The sequence below is a fragment of the Aeromonas sp. R7-5 genome, assembly GCF_040908015.1.
GTDB classification, from domain to species: Bacteria; Pseudomonadota; Gammaproteobacteria; order Enterobacterales; family Aeromonadaceae; genus Aeromonas; species Aeromonas caviae.
Genome location: NZ_JBFOCZ010000032.1, coordinates 165,493 through 183,598, shown reverse-complemented (window position 1 = coordinate 183,598; position 18,106 = coordinate 165,493). Strand labels below are relative to the sequence as shown.

Here is an 18,106-nt window from a genome sequence, read left to right as displayed (position 1 = left end):
TCTGCTCGGGGAGTGTCATTTTTGGCTCCATCTGGCTAAGATGCCCGCTTTTGGACATAAGACGTGCCAAGGAGTGCCATGCCAAGCTCAACCCTGCTCTCGCTGTTTCGCTACAAGGCCTGGGCCGATGGCGAACTGCTGGATGCCCTCGCCACCCTGGATGCCGCGCAAGATGGCGAGGCCCACCACACGGCCCTGCGCATCTTCAACCATATCCATGTGGTTGATGCCATCTTCAAGGCCAATCTGCTGGGGGAACGGCACGGCTTTACCGCCACCAATACCCCGGAGACGCCGACCCTGGCGATGCTGCGCACCGCCATCGGCCAGCTGGATGCCTGGTATCTGGATTACGTTGCCGACTTGAGCCAGGCAGATGGCGAGGCCGTGCTCTCGTTCAACTTCGTGGATGGCGACAAGGGGCAGATGAGCCGCGCCGAGATGCTGCTGCACCTGGTCACCCACGGCGGTTATCACAGGGGGGCGATCGGGCGCATTCTGGTGCAGTGCGGCATCACGCCGCCGCGCGATACCCTGACCACCTTTTTGCATCGCAGCGAACCCGGGCGGCGGGGCGATGCCCCCTCGGCGGATAACGAGGCCCGCCCATGAAACGCGCCGGTCTGCGGCTCACGCCACTGCTGCTGATCGGGCTGCTGAGCGGCTGCGCCGCCGCCATCGATCACTACTCGGGGCGCTTTCGCAACACCCTGGCAGCGGGGCAGACCCGCACGACCATTCGCACCGAGCTGGGCAAGCCCCAGCTCTGCCAGCAGGCCGCCTTTCTGACCGAGGATAAGGTGCAAGGCTGCGATCGCTTTACCGTGCTCGGCAAGATCCACAAGCGCGCTGACGGCAATGGCCAGGCCACGGCGAGCGCCGTGACAATGGGGTTGGGGGAGCTGATCCTGATACCCATGACAGTGGCCGGCGTGGCGGCGGATTACACCCAGCGCCACACCCTCACCGTCTATTACGATCGGGACGATCACTATCTGTTTCACACTCTGCTCAATGGCAAGGGGCAGGAGGTGTGGCAATAAGGGGCGATAAAGCGGAACGCTTTGCTGTCCCCTGGCCAGGTAACAGCCGTTTGCCGGATGACTAGCGAAATCCCGTCAAGATTGATCTCTGCAATCCAGCCACTTGCCTATCCTGGCCCCCAGCTCGGAGCAGAGCAGCGCCGTCACGGCGGCCCAGAGCATCTGGTTGCCATCAAAGCCCGCCTGCTTTTCAAACAAGAAAGGCACCAGCAGATTGAAGCCGATGATCCCGAGCAGCAGCCCAAGACCGCTACCCACCTTCTCCCTGCGGGATCGCGTTTTTATCGCCATCTGATTGCTCCGGTTGGAGTGAGATAAAGGGGCACCGCTCACCCCTGCCGATATCCCCGGCAAGATAACAAAGCCTCCCTGATGAGGACAGTCATCTTTTGGGGGATGAAAATAGCCACATATGCCCTTTCAAATCCATTTGCTGATCCAGTTCAAAAAACGATGAGATTCTGATGGTTACATCATTTTAAGGCTCACACAGGCAGCTTCGTTTGGCTTACCATAGCCATCCAGAACCTGTTGAACTGCGATGGGTTGCTGCCAGCGCGGCTCAAGGGAGCATATTGGAAGCTGTAATCCACGGGCGGTAGCGTAGGATTTGGTGGTGATACGCCTTGCTCAGAAAGGTGGGTGCCCCAGAATTGCTATTTTAAATAATTCTTGAAAATGTCGAAAATAAGGTGGTTTTTATGAAGTGGTATGAGTGCAATAAAGCATCAGAGCTTCAAGCTATTGGTAAATTTCGCGAAGTAAAAGCTCTTATTGCTAAAGATTTGAACGGAAAAATACACATCACAGCCAAGAGTTGGGGTGAACTTCATGAAAAAATCGATATTTTGAAAAGAATTTTCGATACATCAAAAAAAGATATTAACCTAGCTGAAAATTATAAAATAAAAAATGAATCCGCCTCAAGCGATGGTTGCTTTTTGAACGAAAAATTACGGTTAGCTTTTTTATTAAAAAACATGAGAAAGGTTTTTTTGATGAAGAGTTGGGTATAAAAAAGAAACATTATTTAGATAAACACGCAGCTAAAGAGTGGAAAAATAAACTACTTAAAGAATTCCATCCAGATAAAAATATAAAAAACGACCAATCATTAAATTATGATGAAATAACCTCATGCATCAATAAAATATATACAAGAATGGTAGGTAAAGCATAATGTAGAATCTACCTTCAGTAATCTATCGCTCTTTAAATGAAATCACACAAGTTAATGAACTTGAGTCAGTCATAAATGCTACACATCAAGCCCTCAACTCTGGACATATTACAGCGATAGTTAATGCATTTTTTATAAATACAAAGATCTGTGTGAATGGCTTGCCATATATTAAAGTAAGCGGGCTTTCAGCAATATTAAGAACAGGAAACTCAGGGGCCGAGAGACCCCTAATATATCAAGGCGTTACTGGAGTAATAAGCCCAGCAGAGATAGTTGAAATTGATGGTACAGAACATATCTCTGGCCCGACATTAATCTCACTAATTAATTTTAGAATGACTCAAACAATTGGCCGAACTCATCAATACTTATCTGTTGCTATGCAAGCATATTTACGAATTTTAAATATATCTCAAGTGCGCGACATAAAAGACTTATTTTTAGATGACATCCGAAATAATCGCCCATTATTGAAAACACAGAGAATTGTAGAATTCAATATTTCATCGTGTGAATTTACAAACACCCCTTTTACTAATCGTCAAGATGTTGAATTTGCACATATCGAAAGTGTTGTGACTAATCCCCTTTTAGCTCTCGATGTTAATAATGGAGTAATTATATTAAAGACAATACACAGAGAACTTACTCGTTTAATGATTCATGATTACGCTGGCATGTATAACTATTGTTTAACGAATGGTTACTCTACCGCATGGGCTAACTCATAACAGGAAAAGTAAGAAGGCGACCAACTGGTCGCCTTTTTATTTCTATCGCTTTCCAATCAGCAAACTCACCTTGCCGGTCGCTTGGCACCACTGCCTTTGGCCACAGGCTTGCCGCCTTGAGTGGCAGGTTTGGCCCCCGGCTTGGCAGAGCCGGCGCGGGTCGGGGTCTTGCCCTTGTGGGCGGGTTTGCCAGCGGGTTTACCCTGACTTGTGCCCTGCCCAGCACCCTGTACGGCAGACTTGCCGTTGCCCGAGCCTTTCTGGAGCTGAGAGCCCACCGGTTTGCCATTGCCTGCCTTGCCGCCATTTCTGCTGGCCACCGGGGCATTGGCTGCGCCAGCCTCGCTGCGGGCGGCCTTGTTGCCTGCCCCGTTGCTGCGCTGATGGGTGATGGCACTGTGGCGGGTCAGGGCGGGCTTGAGGCCCTTGCTGCGGCTGCGCTCGGCCTTGGCTTCGCCACGGCCTTCCGGCGGCACCAGGCAGTCGGGGCCGTTGCCGATCAGATGGCCCTTGCCCATCTCCAGCAAGGCTTCGCGGATCATCGGCCAGCCGGCCGGGTCGTGATAGCGCAGCAGCGCCTTGTGCAGGCGACGGCGACGCTCCCCTTTCACCACGAACACGTCCCCGCCCTGGCGGCTCACCTTGTTGAGCGGGTTTTTCTCGGTGTAATACATGGTGGTGGCGTTGGCGAGCGGCGACGGGTAGAAGTTCTGCACCTGATCGAGCTTGAAGCGGTTTGCTTTAATCCAGAGCGCCATGTTCACCATGTCTTCATCCGTGGTGCCCGGGTGGGCGGAGATGAAGTAGGGGATCAAGTACTGCTGCTTGCCCGCCTCTTTGGAATACTTGTCGAACAGCTCCTTGAAGCTGTAGTAGCTGCCCATGCCCGGTTTCATCATCTTGGAGAGCGGGCCCTCTTCGGTGTGTTCCGGCGCGATCTTGAGGTAGCCGCCGACGTGGTACTTTGCCAGCTCCTTGATGTAGCGCGGATCTTCCACCGCGATGTCGTAGCGCACCCCGGAGGCGATCAGGATCTTCTTGATGCCCTTGAGGTCGCGCGCCTTGCGGTAGAGGTTGATGGTCGGGCTGTGGTCGGTGTCCATGTGCGGGCAGATGGTCGGCCAGACACAGGAGGCACGACGGCAGGTCTGCTCGGCCTTGGGGCTCTTGCAGCGCAACTTGTACATGTTGGCGGTGGGGCCGCCCAGATCCGAGATGACGCCGGTAAAGCCCGGCACCTTGTCGCGGATCTCTTCGATTTCTTTGAGAATCGACTCTTCCGAGCGGCTCTGGATGATGCGCCCCTCGTGCTCGGTGATGGAGCAGAAGGAGCAGCCGCCGAAGCAGCCGCGCATGATGTTGACCGAGGTCTTGATCATGTCGTAGGCCGGGATCTTCTCGTTGCCATAGGCCGGGTGCGGCACCCGCTGGTACGGCAGGCCGAACACCCCGTCCATCTCGTCTGTTTCGAGCGGGAAGGCGGGCGGGTTGACCCAGATGATACGATCGCCGTGGGCCTGCGACAGGGCGCGGGCGCAGCCCGGGTTGGTCTCGTGGTGCAGGATGCGCGACGCATGGGCGTAGAGCACCTTGTCCTCCTTCACCCGCTCGAACGCCGGCAGCTTGACGTAGGTCTGCTCCCAGGGTTTTTGCTTAGGGGGCTGCACCAGGATGGGCTTGGCCTCCTGCGCAGCCGGCGCTGTACCTTCATCGTCGCTGCAGGGGGCCCCTTCCATATAGGGGTTGGGGATGGGGTCGATGCGGCCAATCTGGTCGAGCTTGCTCGAATCCACCCCGCGCCAGCCCGGCAGCGGCTCCTTGCGGATGACGGCGGTGCCGCGAATGTCCTGCATGGTGTCGATGGTCTCGCCGCCTGCGATGCGGTGAGCCACCTCCACCAGGGGGCGCTCGGCGTTGCCGTAGATGAGGATGTCGGCCTTGGCGTCGATGAGGATGGAGCGACGGATGGTCTCGGACCAGTAATCGTAATGGGCGATGCGGCGCAGGGATGCCTCGATGCCGCCGATGACCACCGGGACCTCTTTATAGGCCTCTTTACAGCGCTGGGTGTAGACCAGGGTGGCGCGATCTGGCCGCTTGCCGCCCACATCCCCCGGGGTGTAGGCGTCGTCGTGGCGCAGCTTCTTGTCGGCGGTGTAGCGGTTGATCATGGAGTCCATGTTGCCTGCGGTCACCCCGTAGAAGAGGTTCGGCTTGCCCAGGCGCATGAAGTCATCTTTCGATGACCAGTCCGGCTGGGCGATGATGCCGACCCGAAAACCCTGGGATTCGAGCATGCGGCCGATCACCGCCATGCCGAAGCTCGGGTGATCCACGTAGGCGTCGCCTGTCACCAGCACGATGTCGCAGCTGTCCCAGCCGAGCTTGTCCATCTCCGCGCGGGACATGGGCAGGAAGGGCGCAGTGCCGTAGCACTCGGCCCAGTAACGGGGATAGGAAAAGAGGTTGGTAACCGGCTGCATTTTGACCACCTGGAACAATTCGGGTCGCGCATTATACCGGCAGAGCAAGGCGGGGGCGACGGCTTTTTGCCCCTACAGAACGCGAGGGGAAGGGGCGCCTTCGAGCGGGTGCGACAGGTCGGCGTGACAGACTCCGATCTCATCAACAAGCAGGGCGCCCATTGGCGCCCTGCTTGCTGTCATCCGGGTCGGCACGCTAGGCCGCCGGTTTGTCACGCCCCTCGGGGGCCACCGCCCCCGGCACCGTGGAGGGACTGGCCGGGATTGCCGTGGCCAGTACCTCGTCCACCAGTCGGTCCCGCGCTCCCGTCATCCCCGCGCGTCTGGCGATCAGGTGATAGATGGCGGGCACCACCAGCAGGGTCACCAGGGTCGCCAAGGACAAGCCGAAGAAAACCACGGTCCCCACGGCCATCCGGCTCTCGTACCCCGCCCCCATGGAGAGCATCAGGGGAACGGCGCCGATGATGGCGGTGAGCGAGGTCATCAAGATGGGGCGCAAGCGGCGCACCGACCCCTTGATGATCGCCTCCTCGAACCCTTCACCCCGCTGACGCAACTGGTTGATGAACTCCACGATGAGGATACCGTTCTTGGTCACCATGCCGATGAGCATGATCATGCCTATCTGGCTGTAGATGCTGAGCTCCTGCCCCGTGAGCCAGAGGCCGAGCAGGCCGCCGAAGATGCCGAGCGGCACCGTCATCATCACCACCGCCGGGGTCAGCAGGCTCTCGAACTGGGCCACCAGCACCAGATAGACCACCAGCAGGGCCAGGCCGAACACCAGTGCCATCTCCCCCTGGTTGTCGCGATAGTCCTTGGACTCGCCGGCATAATCCACCGACATGCCGGTGGGCAGGTGATCTGCGGCCCAGCCATCCAGGAAGTCAAGCGCCTCCCCCAGGGTGTGGCCGGGGGCCACGTCCGCGGTGAGGGTGACCGCCTTTTGGCGCTGGTAGTGGTTGAGGCGCTGCGGGCTCGCCACCTGGGTGACGGTCGCCAGGGTGGAGAGGCTCACCATCTCGCCGCTCGCGGCCTTCAAATAGATGCGGCTGATGTCGGAGATGCCGTTGAACTGGGTCTGGTTGGCGCGCAGGTAGACATCATACTCTTCGCCCCTGTCCACATAGGTGGTCTGGCTGACGCCGCCGAGCAGAGCCTGCAGGGAGCTTGCGATGGTGGAGACCGGAATGCCGAGCTGGGTGGCTCGCTCCCGCTCTATGGTCACCTGCAGCTCCGGAGTCTTCTCGGCATAGTCGAGATCCGGGCTCTGCATCAGCCCGCTTTGGGCCGCCGCCTCCTTGAGCGCCAGCCCCTGCTGGTTGAGCTCGCCGTAATCGGAGCCTTGCAGCACGAACTGCACCGCCGCGGTGGAGCCGCCTCTGAACCCCGGCTGGAAGGTGCGGATCATCACGTCGGGGATGCCGGCGAGGCGACCGCTCAGGGAGCGGCCAAACTCGGTGGCCGTTTCGTCCCGCACCGCCCAGTCGCTGAGCTGGATGATGGCCATGCCGGTCTGATCGCCGCCGCGCCCGAAGGCCGGGGTGCTGAAGCTCATGGCCTGCACCACCCCCTTGCCGAGCAGCGGCAGGATGGCGGCCTCCACCTGCTGCATGTTGCGCTTCATCCGCTCAATGCTGGTGCCCTCCGCCCCTTTCACGAACACATAGAGCACGCCCCTGTCCTCGGTCGGGGTGAGGCTCGCGGGCAGCTTGCCAAAGAGGGCGCCAATGCCGCCAAGGCAGAGCAGCAACACCAGGGGCATCCAGACGGCACGGCGCAGCACGGCGCCCAGCACGCGGCGATAACGCTCCTCCACCCAGCCAAGTCCCTTGTCCAGGGTGGCGGTCAGGGCGTTGGGCTTGTCCACGGCACGCATCAGCCAGGAGCCCATGGCCGGGGTCAGGGTGAGCGCCACCAGGGAGGAGAAGAGCACGGCCAGGGAGAGCAGGATGGCGAACTCGGTGAAGAGGCGCCCCACCATGCCGTCCATGAAGGCGATGGGCACGAACACCATCACCAGCACGGCGGTGGTGGCGATGACGGCAAAGCCCACCTCCCGGGTGCCGTGCCAGGCCGCCATCAAGGGGGACTCGCCCCGTTGCAGGTGGTGGTGGATGTTCTCCACCACCACGATGGCATCATCCACCACCAGGCCGATGGCGAGGATGAGGGCCAGCAAGGTAATGAGGTTGATGGAAAAGCCCAGATACCAGGCACCGATGAAGGCCGAAATCAGGGAGACGGGCACCGTGATGGCGGGGATGAGCGTGGTGCGCCCCTGCCCGAGGAAGAGATAGAGCACGGCGACCACCAGCAGGGCGCAGATGGCGAGTGTCTCGTATACCTCGTCGATGGCCTGCTTGATGAAGATGGTGGAGTCGTAGTCGACCTCAAGGGTGGCCCCCTCCGGTAGGAAGCGCTGCATCTCCACGAGCTTCTTCTCTATGCCCTGGGCCACCGCCAGGGGATTGGCGGTGGACTGGGCGACGATGCCAATCCCCAGGCTCTCGCGGCCGTTGCGCTGATAGGCGCTGTCTTCGTTCTTGGCCCCCACCTCCACATCCGCAATGTCCGCCAGATAGATGCTCTGACCATTGGTGGCGGTTTTGACCGGCAGGGTGCGAAAATCTTCCGCACTGTGATAGAGCCGTGCGATCTGCACCGCCATGGTCATGGTGTTGTTGCGGATCTCGCCGCCCGGCAGCTCGATGTTCTCCCGCTTGAGGGCATCCTGCACGTCGGCCACCGTGATGCCGCGGGCCGCCATGTCGGCGGGGCGCAGCCGCACGTACATCACCTGGGTCAGGTCCCCGGAGAGGGACACCTCGCTCACCCCGTCCACCAGGCTCAAAGGGTCCACCAGCATGCGATTGGCGTAATCCGTCATGGCGGTACGATCCATCTGGGTGCTGCTGAAGTTGAGCCAGATGGCCACATCCCCGTTGCCGTTGTCCTTGGTCACCATGGGCTCGTCCGCCCCGTCTGGCAGCTTGGGTCTGGCCCGGGAGATGGCGTCACGCACGTCGGAGGTGCCCTCCAGCATGTTCCAGCCGAGCTTGAACTCCACCGTGATGGAGGAGCGCCCCTTGCGGGTCACCGAGTTGATGTTCTTGATGCCGCTGATGCCGGAGAGCTGATCCTCGATGGGCTTGGTGACCTGGCTCTCCATCACCTCGGGGGCCGCCCCCTCATAGGTGGTGGTGATGGAGACGGACGGGGTCTGCACATCCGGCATCTCCCGCACGGTGAGTTTGCTGAAGGCCACCAGGCCGAACACGGTGAGCAGGGCGCTGATGACCACCGCCACCAGGGGACGGCGTACTGAGATATCGGAGAGCCACATCAGCCTTTCACCTCGCCCAGATCACGTACCTGGGCGCCGTCGCGCAGATTGACCAGCCCCTCCACCGCGATGCGATCGCCGACGTTCAACCCCTTGAGCACCCAGACGGCCTCGCCATGGGTGTCGCCAAGCTCCACCGGCACCCGCTTCACCCGTCCGTCCGCCTCCAGGCGATAGACGAAGCGCTGCTCGCCGGCGTACTCCACCGACTGGGCGGGGATCAGGGTCATCTTCTGGGGTGGCAGAGAGAGATCCACGTTCATCAGCATGCCGGGGCGCAGCTGGCCGCCGGTGTTGGGCAGGATGACACGGGCCTTGATGTTCTGGGTGTCGCTGGAGATCCGGCTGTCGAGGGTCTCCAGCACGCCGGAAAAGGATTGATCCGGCCAGGCCGAGCTGGTTGCCGTCACCGCCATGCCGGGGCGCAGCAGGGAGAGGTAGCGCTCGGGCACCGCCAGATCGAGCCGCAGTTTTGCCAGCTCGTCCAGATGCAAGAGCACGTCGCCGCTGTTGACCAGGGCTCCTTCGCTGAGATCGATGAGGCTGACGGTGCCGTCGAAGGGGGCGGCCAGGGTGCGCAGGGAGAGCTCGTAACGGGCCGCATCGACCCGGGCCTGGGCCTGGGCAACAGTCGCCTCCTGCCCCTCCAGCTCCGAGGTGGTGACGGCGCCTCGCGCCACCAGCTTGCGCATGTCCCGCAGCTTGCGAGCCTCGTCGCGCACGCTGGCGCTCTGCTCGGCCAGCTCCGCCTGCTGCTTGCCCGCATCCAGGGCGATCAGGGTCTGCCCCTGTTTGACCTGCTGGCCGGAGCTCACCGCGATGGTGGCAATGCGGCCGGTCACCTCGGGACTGATGGCCACGGAGCGATTGGCCGCAAGCTTGCTCACCAGCTTGATGGAGGGCTCGGCCAGGCTCTGCCTGACGGTTTCGGCCCTGATATTGATCTCTCTTGGTGCAGGCTTGCTGGCAGGTTCAGCCTGCCGCAGATGCCAGGCGCCCGCCGCCAGCAATAGAAGAAGAGGGAAAAGCCACAGCCACACGCGCGTTTTCATCACAAGATCCATGCAGTCAAAGAGAGAGGAAGAAGAGATAGCTTCATCAAGGATGGCACCATGTTACCCCCTGACTATGCCGTGACTATGTATAAATGTGACAAAACGTAACAGTCCGGTGAGAAGATCATCAAAAACGCATCTTGTCGGCACGCGCGTCAGGGTTCTGCCTTACACTGATGCCGACTCTCGCCATCTTCCGGTACGCCCATGTCCATTCCCTCCCCCGCCTTTGCCAGATACCGATTGCAGTGGCTGCTGCTGGGCCTCGGCCTGCTGCTGTTGCTGCTCGCCCTGCAACATGCGTTTCGCCAGGTTACCGAGATCAACAAGCGTGACACCATCAACGCCGCGACCCAGCTCAGCAGCCAGCACCAGCGGATGGAGACCTTCCTTGAGGCCATGCGCGGCCAGGCGGAGGAGCGCCTGCGCAGCAATCCCCAGTCCGTGCTCTCTCGCCAGCTCTATCAGGCGCTGCAATCCGACGGGGAGCACGGCATCAACCTGGATCGCATCCCCGTCGATCTGCCCCCCGCCCTCATCGGCAACCTGACCGGGCAGGGCCCGCTGCCCCACGACGGCAGCGAGCGGCAAGCCAGAATACATCTCGCCCTCAGCCTCTCCCCCCTGCTCGCCACGGCCAGCAAGCTGCTGGACAGGGACGTGGCCTGGATCTACTTCACCGGTACGGACAATTTCATCTACCTCTATCCCTGGGTGCCATCCAGCCAGTTTCGCTTCGATCCCGTGATTTACAGCAAGGCCTACTGGCAGGAGGCGATGGCCAGGCATCCCCACCTGGAGCACGCCATGCTCTCGCGCCCCTACCAGGATTTTGCCGGACGGGGGCAGATGATCACCCTCTCCCAGCCCATTACCCAGGGCGGCCAGATCATTGGCCTGCTCAGCATCGACATCCAGACCGTCACGCTGGCGCAGACCCTGCACCGCCTCGCCCCCCGGATTGGTACCCTGTTCCTGCTCAACGCCCATCAGCAGATCCTCGCCAGCAGCCAGTCCGGAACCGCGCCGCCCCCGGTCAGGACGGCGCAGTCAGCGGAATATGAGTGGCAACAGGGCGCCTTGCAGCTCGTCTATCCCATCCCGGAGACACCGCTCTCCCTCATCCATCGCATCCCGCTGCTGCCTCTGCTGCAGACGCTGTTGTGGCAATCGGCGACGGCGCTCATCACCATTCTCTGTCTGGTGGTGGCGACCGTCTCCAGCCTGCGTGCCCAGCGCCTCAACCGGCGCCTCAACTACCTGTCGCGCCACGATGCCCTGACCGGCGCCTTCAACCGCCACTACTTCGATGCCTTCGAACACCGCCAGGCCCTGGCGGGCCGCCAACGCATCGGCGCCATCATGTTTGACTGCGATCACTTCAAACAGGTCAACGACCGTTTCGGCCACGGGGTGGGCGATCAGGTCCTCATCCGTCTGGTGCAGCTCTGCCAGTCCCTGCTGACACGGGAGTGCCACCTGATCCGCTGGGGCGGCGAGGAGTTCCTGCTGCTCGTCGCCGATGAAGCGATCCCTCTGGCCCCCTTGGCCGAGCGGCTTCGCCTGTGCATAGCAGAGCATCCCTGGAGCGCGATTGCGGCCGAGCTGAAGGTGACCGTCAGCCTGGGCCACTGTCGCCAGTCACCGGCCATCTCCTTGCAGGAGGTGATCCGCCGCGCCGATATCGCCCTCTATCAGGCCAAGGCCAACGGCCGCAATCGCAGCGAAGCGTGGCGGGATGACGGACAGGAGAAGCCGGAGTAAGCTGGACTCCCACTTCATGTCAGGAGACGCAACTGTGTCACGAAAACCCCGTCTGGGATTGGCCCTGGGCAGCGGTGCGGCCCGAGGATGGGCCCACATCGGCATCATCCATGCCCTGGAGCGACTGGGCGTCAAGCCGGATCTGGTGGCTGGCTGCTCCATCGGCAGCTTTGTCGGCGCCGCCTATGCCGCTGGTGAACTGGACAAGCTGGAGAGCTGGGTGCGCGGCTTCAGCCGCCTGCAGGTCATGGGGCTGCTCGATCCTGCCCTCTCAGGCGGCCTGTTTCGCGGTGACAAGGTGTTTGGCATCGCCGCCGGCCATCTGGGGGATCCCGCCATCGAAAGCCTGCCGCTGCCCTTTGCCTGCGTCGCCACCGAACTCGATACCGGTCGCGAGATCTGGTTGCAGGAAGGGCCGCTTCGCCAGTGCGTGCGCGCCTCCTGCGGCATGCCCGGCCTGCTCACCCCGACCCGGGTGGAGGATCGCTGGCTGGTGGACGGAGCCGTGGTCAACCCTGTCCCCATCTCCCTGGCCCGCGCCATGGGAGCCGAGGTGGTGATCGCCGTCAACCTCAACACCGACATGCACCAGCCCTGGACCGACGAACCGGACGAGCCCGTGCAGGGGGGGCTGCTCAGCCAGTGGCTGAACCGGGGCGAACGCGAACCCAGTACCCCCGGCATGTGGGGGGTGATGACGGGCTCCATCAACATCATGCAGGAGCGCATCACCCGTGCCCGGATGGCCGGGGATCCCCCCGAGATCCAGCTCTGCCCGCGCCTTGGCAACCTCTCCATCATGGATTTTCACCGCGCGAGCGACGCCATCAACGAGGGGGAAGCCTGTGTCGAGCGCAACCTGGAGCAGCTCAAGGAGGAGCTGTCACGACTCTGCCTGATATGAAGGCATATCGGGGTAAAAGACAAAAAGAGCGCCAATAGGCGCTTTTTTGTTTCGGGTTACGCGGCTCAGAACAGCCCCAGCCCCTTGAGCATCACCACCAGGATCAGCAGCGGCGACACATAGCGGATGATGAAAAACAGGGGGCTGAGGATGGGCAGCGCCAGCTTGCCTCCATTGGTCAGGGCCGTCGTCATCCGCTCGAATCCCCATACCCAGCCCACAAAGAGGCAGAGGAAGATGCCGCCAAGGGGCATCAGCACGTTGGAAGAGACGAAGTCGAACAGATCGAAGAAGGTTTTCCCGCCAACCTGCACATCCGCCAGCGTGCTGCTCGAGAGCGCACAGGTCGAGCCGACCGCCCCCAGCACCAGCAGGTTGATCAGGGTCGCCCTTGTGCGGCTCATGTGAAAGCGCTCGGAGAGCACCGAGACCGGCACCTCCAGAATGGAGAGCATGGCCCCGGTGGCTGCGATGGCGGAGAGCACGAAGAAGAGCACCATGAAGAGGTGGCCTAAGGGTATGCTGGCAAAGACCGCGGGTATGGTGATGAACAGCAGGGAGGGGCCTGCGCTCGGCTCGAAGCCAAAGGCAAACACCGCCGGGAAGATGGCGATCCCCGCCAGCATGGAGACGAAGAGATCCGCGCACATCACCCGTACCGTGGTGAGAGGGATGTGCTGATCATCGCGAAAATAGCTGCCATAGGTCATCATGCAGCCCATCCCGATGGAGAGCTTGAAGAACGCCAGCCCCATGGCTGTCAGCACGACACCTGCGGTCACCTTGGAGAAATCCGGCGAGAACAGGAAATGCAGTCCTTCGCTCGCTCCGGGCAGAGTCAGGCTGCGCACGCCTATCACCAGCAGCAGGATGAAGAGCAGTGGCATCAACCGCTTGGTGACCGCTTCGATCCCCCTGGAGACCCCCATCAGCAGGATGCCCCCCATCAGGGCCAGCACCAGCCACTGCCAGAGCAGACTCTGCAAGGGATCCGTGATGAGTGAATTGAAGGCAGCACCCGTGACGGCGGGATCGGTGGAGAGGATCTCGCCGCTGGCCGCCTTGAAGATGTAGGCAAACACCCAGGCCGCCACCTCGGAGTAGAACGACATGATGAGGAAGGCCGCGCTCACCCCCATGGCGGCTATCAGCCACCAGGGTTGCCCCTTCGGAGCCAGCTTGATGAGCCCGCTGACCGCATCCGTCCTGGCCTCGCGCCCCAGCATGATCTCGGAGATCATCACCGGCAATCCCACCAGCAGGGTGGCGATGACATAGACCAGCAGAAAACCGGCGCCACCGTTCTCACCGGTCAGATAGGGAAACTTCCAGATATTGCCGAGCCCGACGGCAGACCCCAGGGTCGCGGCCAGCACGCCAAAGGTGCTGGTAAACCCATCTCTGGCTTTGGTAATGGATTGGCTCATCGTTGTCTCGCTGTGTGGATCACCGCCTGAATTAAAAGGGTCGGAGTGTTCCGTGGATTAATCCAGCCCGACAAGATGATTTAGTGAAAATCGCCGCTGACCGCACACAACGCATTATTTAATTAAATAATCATCCATTTTGACAAATAAAAAATGCCGCCTCGAGGGCGGCATTTTTATCAAGGTTGAACTGAATCAAGCCTTGGCAATATCGTCCGGACCGATCTGGCCGATTTCGGCGACTTTCTTGTCAGCCAGCAGCCAGAGGGTGAACTTGTGCAGATCGGGGTGGTGGGCCAGGGCAACCAAGAAGGCGCCTCCGACTTCACGGTAACCCAGTTCATAGTTCTTCAGGGTGGTTGGGGGGACGCCCAGCAGATCGGCAAACTTGGGACGGCTCAGGCCTACCGCTTCGCGGATCTGACGGATCTTCTTGCCAACAGTTACGATATTTGAATTCATGTGTTCCATACTCCGTTCGGCGGATTGACTCCACCTTTATTTTTCGCGACGACTCGTAGTCAAGTGTATCAGTTTTGAACGGACTCGTTATGGTCGAGCCTCTATCTATAATCAGCGTCTTTCGACGACAACCCTTCACAAACCTCGGGGATGGTAATCGCTGCGTCGCCTCAGGTAAACAGTCTCGAAAAGAAACCTTTCTTGTTGCCCGGCCATCCCTCGTATAATTCGCCGGTTATTTCCAAGAGAGTCATCAACATGGCATTTCCCGGCATCATTTCCCGTCTTCATTCCGACCCGGACTCCCTCCCCCGTCAGCTCGCCCAGGGTCTGCAGACCCGGGCCGAAGCGTTCTGGTTGCCCATGGCCATGCAGGGGGACGCCACCACCGTGCTGGCGGCCCTCCCGGACAGCTGCAGCCTCTATCTTGAAGGCCAGGCGACGCTTCCCCTGCGCAGCCACGACGGCGTCGTGGCAGAAAACGGCACCCTGGCACTGGGCAATGGTCACACGATGACGCTGGCCAGGGAGAAAGGCGATGGCGGCATCGTGCCGGAAGAAAGCCTCGCCGAGATGGCCCAATGGCTGGAAGCGGGTCATCGGTACTTCATCTGCTCCACCGCCGTCCAGCCCGTGGCGCGGGCCATCCTCAACATCTGGCCTCTCGATCCCTACCTCGCCCGTCACTTCTTGCTCAGTTTCACACCCTTGCTGTGCGAAGCAACTGAGGCGGACTATCTTGCTGTCCTCTCGGTCAGGGCGGGTGACGCCACCCCGCGGCACGCTTGGGCTGAGGCTTATATGAAGCTTGAGAAGAAACTGCATCGCGCCTACTTGGATCACTAATAAATCCCAAGAAACAGCCAGTTATCCCTACGACACAATTTGCCCCATCCCTTATCTGTGAGCTTGATCATGTTTTGAAATGGGCATAAAGTGCGCCACGTCATCGGAATGACGTCGGCTGTTCGTGGCGGAGTATGCATTGTCGACAGTGCAACCCGCGCACTTGTGCACCCAGATACGTGCCTCCTGGATGGATCTAGGATCCCTGTTCGCACCAACGTCGTTGGTCGACAGAGCCAGCAGCTTACATAAATTACAAAGTGCGAAGCACGTGAACAACGTGCCATCTCAACGAGGATTATTTTATGATGAAAATGGCTCCTTCCCTGATCGCCATCGCTATGGCCACCATGGGTGCAACTGCAGCTCACGCCGCTGACGACATCTACTTCGGCGCCGGTGTTGGTGCAACTCACTTCAACGGTCTGAACAAGATCGAAGGCGTGAACGTTGGCGAAGAAGATGCGGCTGCTGCCAATGCCTTCGTTGGTTACAACTTCAACGAATACTTCGGTTCCGAGCTGGGCTACCAGTACACCGGCCGTGGCAACACCGACGGCAACCGTTACGAGAGCCAGGGTGCCACCCTGTCCGGTATCGCTCGTCTGCCGCTGGGCAACGATTTCTCCCTGTTCGGTGAAGCTGGCGCCTACTGGGGCCACACCGACGGTCTGGGCACCAGCGATACCAAAGTATCCCCGCTGGCCGGTGCCGGTGTGACCTACAAGGTCAACGACGCGCTGGATCTGCAAGCTCGCTACCGCTACATGTGGGACGTGGCTGACCTGCACGCCGACAACGTACGCTACAAGTCCAACCAGAGCGTTGCGACCCTGGAAGCCGTTTACCACCCGTTCCGTACTTCCTACGTAGCGCCTGCTCCGGCCCCGGTTGTTGAAGAAGCACCGGCCCCGGCTCCGCAAATCGTTGAGAAGAACTTCGCCCTGAACTCCGACGTGCTGTTCGCCTTTGGCAAAGACAGCCTGAAGGCCGAAGGCGTGCAAGCCCTGAACGCTCTGTACCAGCAAATCGTTGAGTTCCAGCCGAAAGACGGCAACGCCGTTGTTGTTGGTTACACCGACCGTATCGGTTCCGACGCTTACAACCAGAAGCTGTCTGAAGCTCGTGCCCGCACCGTTGCCAACTTCCTGGTCAGCAAGGGCATGGCTGCCAGCAAGGTTGCCATCGAAGGTCGCGGCGAAGCCAACCCGGTCACCGGCACCAAGTGTGACGGCGTCAAGGCCAAGGCTCAGCTGATCTCCTGCCTGGCTCCGGACCGTCGCGTAGAAGTTCGCGTATCCGGCGTACAAGAAGTTCAAAAGTAATCTGACTTCGCTCAGGTAACGTAAAAAAGGGGATGCCACGGCATCCCCTTTTGCTGTCTCTCTCCTCCCCCCAGCGACACTCTCTGTCTCACCTTTTCTCCCCTTTACCCCCGTATTGCGGCCCCGCGACACCGGTGTCGGCGCTGCATATCTGTGCAGAAACTTGATCACGCTGATTCAAAAGAATACAGTAGCAACGCTTGTAAGACATTGGATGAACTATTAAAAGTGCTCAGTGCCCGGTTAGTTGTCCATGGAGAAACAGCTTCATGAGAATCCAGGTTTCCATCCATTTTTTATTCAAGCCGTCCGTGATCCGCTCACGGTGTCGCACATGAAGTGTCATCTGCGACCGGTATAACAAAGAGTGCGCAGTACGCCCATAGCACGGCAACTCAACGAGGATAAAACGATGAAAATGAAAATGGCACCAACCCTGATTGCTCTGGCCATTGCAGCCATGGGAACCACCACCGCTCAGGCGGCCGACGACTGGTACACGGGTATGGGTGCAGGTTGGGCCTATGGCCACGACCTGGATACCTTCGGCCAGGATGCTGACAAGGACGCCACCGCGCTCTCCATGTTCGGCGGTTACAACTTCACCGAGAACTTTGCCGCCGAGCTCGGCTATCTCTATGCCGGCAAGGCTGGCGTCGATGGCGTCGACTTCAAGACCCAGGGTGCCACCCTGTCCGGTATCGCACGCCTGCCCATGAATGACATCTTCTCCGTCTTCGCCGAAGGGGGGGCCTACTTCAACCACGTCAACGGCAACGGCCAGAGCGACAACGGCACCTCGCCGCTGGCGGGTCTGGGTCTGACTGCCAAGCTCTCCGACCTTATCGACCTGCAGGCCCGCTACCGCTACATGTGGGATCTGGGTGACGATCAGAAAACCTGGAAAACCGACATGAGCGTCGCCACCCTGGAACTGGTGATGCACCCGAACCGCACCACCTATGTGGCACCGGCCCCGGCACCGGCTCCCGAGCCGGTTCCCGAGCCTGTCATGGTCGACAAGAACTTCTCCCTGAGCTCGGATGTGCTGTTTGCCTTTGGCAAATCCACCCTGAAGCCGGAAGGGGCTGCTGCGCTCAACACCCTGTATCAGCAGATCGTCGACGTCCAGCCGAAAGATGGCAGCGCCGTGGTGGTGGGTTACACCGACCGCATCGGCTCCGATGCCTACAACCTGAAGCTGTCTGAAGCCCGTGCCCGCACCGTGGCCGACTTCCTGGTTGGCAAGGGTCTGCCGGCTGGCAAGGTCTCCATCGAAGGTCGTGGTGAAGCCAACCCGGTCACCGGTACCCAGTGTGACGGCATCAAGGCCAAGGCTCAGCTGATCGCCTGCCTGGCACCGGATCGCCGCGTCGAAGTCCGCGTCACCGGCGTACAGGAAGTGCAGCAATAAGAGGTTGACCACCTGTTGCAAAAAGGGGCCATTCCGGCCCCTTTTTTAATGCCCGCACGGCACCACCAACGCGGGCCGCCCACCTGCCTGCCCCACCGATTCTCCATACAGATGCGTCAC

At 60.1% G+C, this 18,106-nt stretch carries 15 protein-coding genes; 9 read left to right on the top strand and 6 right to left on the bottom strand.

Annotation, left to right across the window (positions count from 1 at the left end; all coding sequences use genetic code 11):
* The first annotated feature begins 78 nt into the window (after positions 1 to 78).
* Entirely contained in the window at positions 79 to 612 is a 534-nt protein-coding gene (locus AB5Y53_RS13915) for a DinB family protein (RefSeq protein WP_368182324.1), read from the top strand.
* Positions 609 to 1,043 carry a hypothetical protein gene (locus AB5Y53_RS13910; RefSeq protein WP_130632786.1) on the top strand — a complete coding sequence of 145 codons (435 nt, stop codon included), beginning with the start codon at positions 609 to 611 and terminating at the stop codon, positions 1,041 to 1,043. The genes AB5Y53_RS13915 and AB5Y53_RS13910 overlap by 4 nt, the downstream gene beginning before the upstream one ends.
* A 75-nt stretch (positions 1,044 to 1,118) precedes the next feature.
* Here the strand turns inward: AB5Y53_RS13910 and AB5Y53_RS13905 are convergent, their stop codons facing one another.
* Positions 1,119 to 1,334: a hypothetical protein gene (locus AB5Y53_RS13905; RefSeq protein WP_368182322.1), complete on the bottom strand. Its 216-nt coding sequence runs from the start codon at positions 1,332 to 1,334 to the stop codon at positions 1,119 to 1,121.
* A gap of 410 nt (positions 1,335 to 1,744) precedes the next feature.
* Between AB5Y53_RS13905 and AB5Y53_RS13900 the strand changes: the two genes are divergently transcribed.
* Positions 1,745 to 2,059 carry a hypothetical protein gene (locus AB5Y53_RS13900; RefSeq protein WP_368182321.1) on the top strand — a complete coding sequence of 105 codons (315 nt, stop codon included), beginning with the start codon at positions 1,745 to 1,747 and terminating at the stop codon, positions 2,057 to 2,059.
* A 316-nt stretch (positions 2,060 to 2,375) separates the two neighbouring features.
* Entirely contained in the window at positions 2,376 to 2,957 is a 582-nt protein-coding gene (locus AB5Y53_RS13895) for a hypothetical protein (protein ID WP_368182319.1), read from the top strand.
* Positions 2,958 to 3,022: 65 nt separating this feature from the next.
* Here AB5Y53_RS13895 and AB5Y53_RS13890 read toward each other — a convergent pair whose 3' ends face one another.
* The 3 genes from AB5Y53_RS13890 to AB5Y53_RS13880 form a co-directional block, all read right to left on the bottom strand.
* Complete coding sequence (locus AB5Y53_RS13890; RefSeq protein ID WP_368182318.1) at positions 3,023 to 5,440, bottom strand: YgiQ family radical SAM protein; 2,418 nt, start codon at positions 5,438 to 5,440, stop codon at positions 3,023 to 3,025.
* A 196-nt stretch (positions 5,441 to 5,636) separates the two neighbouring features.
* The gene (locus AB5Y53_RS13885; protein WP_201972498.1) at positions 5,637 to 8,789 is read right to left on the bottom strand and encodes an efflux RND transporter permease subunit; all 3,153 of its coding nucleotides are present in this window, start codon (positions 8,787 to 8,789) and stop codon (positions 5,637 to 5,639) included.
* Complete coding sequence (locus tag AB5Y53_RS13880) at positions 8,789 to 9,841, bottom strand: efflux RND transporter periplasmic adaptor subunit (protein WP_039039307.1); 1,053 nt, start codon at positions 9,839 to 9,841, stop codon at positions 8,789 to 8,791. The genes AB5Y53_RS13885 and AB5Y53_RS13880 overlap by 1 nt, the downstream gene beginning before the upstream one ends.
* A gap of 210 nt (positions 9,842 to 10,051) precedes the next feature.
* Between AB5Y53_RS13880 and AB5Y53_RS13875 the strand changes: the two genes are divergently transcribed.
* Complete coding sequence (locus AB5Y53_RS13875) at positions 10,052 to 11,608, top strand: sensor domain-containing diguanylate cyclase (RefSeq protein WP_041201458.1); 1,557 nt, start codon at positions 10,052 to 10,054, stop codon at positions 11,606 to 11,608.
* 34 nt (positions 11,609 to 11,642) lie between these two features.
* Positions 11,643 to 12,512 carry a patatin-like phospholipase RssA gene (rssA, locus tag AB5Y53_RS13870; RefSeq protein WP_368182316.1) on the top strand — a complete coding sequence of 290 codons (870 nt, stop codon included), beginning with the start codon at positions 11,643 to 11,645 and terminating at the stop codon, positions 12,510 to 12,512.
* 65 nt (positions 12,513 to 12,577) lie between these two features.
* Here rssA and AB5Y53_RS13865 read toward each other — a convergent pair whose 3' ends face one another.
* Complete coding sequence (locus AB5Y53_RS13865; protein ID WP_221435943.1) at positions 12,578 to 13,939, bottom strand: sodium-dependent transporter; 1,362 nt, start codon at positions 13,937 to 13,939, stop codon at positions 12,578 to 12,580.
* Between the two features lie 195 nt (positions 13,940 to 14,134).
* Entirely contained in the window at positions 14,135 to 14,401 is a 267-nt protein-coding gene (locus AB5Y53_RS13860; RefSeq protein ID WP_010673503.1) for a DNA-binding transcriptional regulator, read from the bottom strand.
* Positions 14,402 to 14,659: 258 nt separating this feature from the next.
* Here AB5Y53_RS13860 and AB5Y53_RS13855 point away from each other — a divergent pair, with 258 nt between their 5' ends.
* The 3 genes from AB5Y53_RS13855 to ompA (AB5Y53_RS13845) all read left to right on the top strand — a co-directional run bounded on the left by AB5Y53_RS13855 (position 14,660) and on the right by ompA (AB5Y53_RS13845) (position 17,986).
* Positions 14,660 to 15,247 (top strand): hypothetical protein, encoded by a 588-nt coding sequence (locus tag AB5Y53_RS13855; protein WP_368182314.1) that lies wholly within the window; start codon positions 14,660 to 14,662, stop codon positions 15,245 to 15,247.
* A gap of 305 nt (positions 15,248 to 15,552) precedes the next feature.
* Positions 15,553 to 16,572, top strand: coding sequence for a porin OmpA (gene ompA, locus AB5Y53_RS13850; RefSeq protein ID WP_010673501.1), 1,020 nt, complete (start codon positions 15,553 to 15,555; stop codon positions 16,570 to 16,572).
* A gap of 412 nt (positions 16,573 to 16,984) precedes the next feature.
* Positions 16,985 to 17,986, top strand: coding sequence for a porin OmpA (gene ompA / locus AB5Y53_RS13845; protein ID WP_368182312.1), 1,002 nt, complete (start codon positions 16,985 to 16,987; stop codon positions 17,984 to 17,986).
* The last annotated feature ends 120 nt before the right edge of the window (positions 17,987 to 18,106 follow it).

What these genes read in the sequence shown, in the direction of transcription:
- AB5Y53_RS13915 (WP_368182324.1), top strand. Translation starts at nt 79, where the DNA reads ATGCCAAGCTCAACCCTGCTCTCGCTGTTTCGCTACAAGGCCTGGGCC.
- AB5Y53_RS13910 (WP_130632786.1), top strand. Translation starts at nt 609, where the DNA reads ATGAAACGCGCCGGTCTGCGGCTCACGCCACTGCTGCTGATCGGGCTG.
- AB5Y53_RS13905 (WP_368182322.1), bottom strand. Translation starts at nt 1,334, where the DNA reads ATGGCGATAAAAACGCGATCCCGCAGGGAGAAGGTGGGTAGCGGTCTT.
- AB5Y53_RS13900 (WP_368182321.1), top strand. Translation starts at nt 1,745, where the DNA reads ATGAAGTGGTATGAGTGCAATAAAGCATCAGAGCTTCAAGCTATTGGT.
- AB5Y53_RS13890 (WP_368182318.1), bottom strand. Translation starts at nt 5,440, where the DNA reads ATGCAGCCGGTTACCAACCTCTTTTCCTATCCCCGTTACTGGGCCGAG.
- AB5Y53_RS13885 (WP_201972498.1), bottom strand. Translation starts at nt 8,789, where the DNA reads ATGTGGCTCTCCGATATCTCAGTACGCCGTCCCCTGGTGGCGGTGGTC.
- AB5Y53_RS13880 (WP_039039307.1), bottom strand. Translation starts at nt 9,841, where the DNA reads ATGAAAACGCGCGTGTGGCTGTGGCTTTTCCCTCTTCTTCTATTGCTG.
- AB5Y53_RS13875 (WP_041201458.1), top strand. Translation starts at nt 10,052, where the DNA reads ATGTCCATTCCCTCCCCCGCCTTTGCCAGATACCGATTGCAGTGGCTG.
- AB5Y53_RS13865 (WP_221435943.1), bottom strand. Translation starts at nt 13,939, where the DNA reads ATGAGCCAATCCATTACCAAAGCCAGAGATGGGTTTACCAGCACCTTT.
- AB5Y53_RS13860 (WP_010673503.1), bottom strand. Translation starts at nt 14,401, where the DNA reads ATGAATTCAAATATCGTAACTGTTGGCAAGAAGATCCGTCAGATCCGC.
- AB5Y53_RS13855 (WP_368182314.1), top strand. Translation starts at nt 14,660, where the DNA reads ATGGCATTTCCCGGCATCATTTCCCGTCTTCATTCCGACCCGGACTCC.
- ompA (WP_010673501.1), top strand. Translation starts at nt 15,553, where the DNA reads ATGATGAAAATGGCTCCTTCCCTGATCGCCATCGCTATGGCCACCATG.
- ompA (WP_368182312.1), top strand. Translation starts at nt 16,985, where the DNA reads ATGAAAATGAAAATGGCACCAACCCTGATTGCTCTGGCCATTGCAGCC.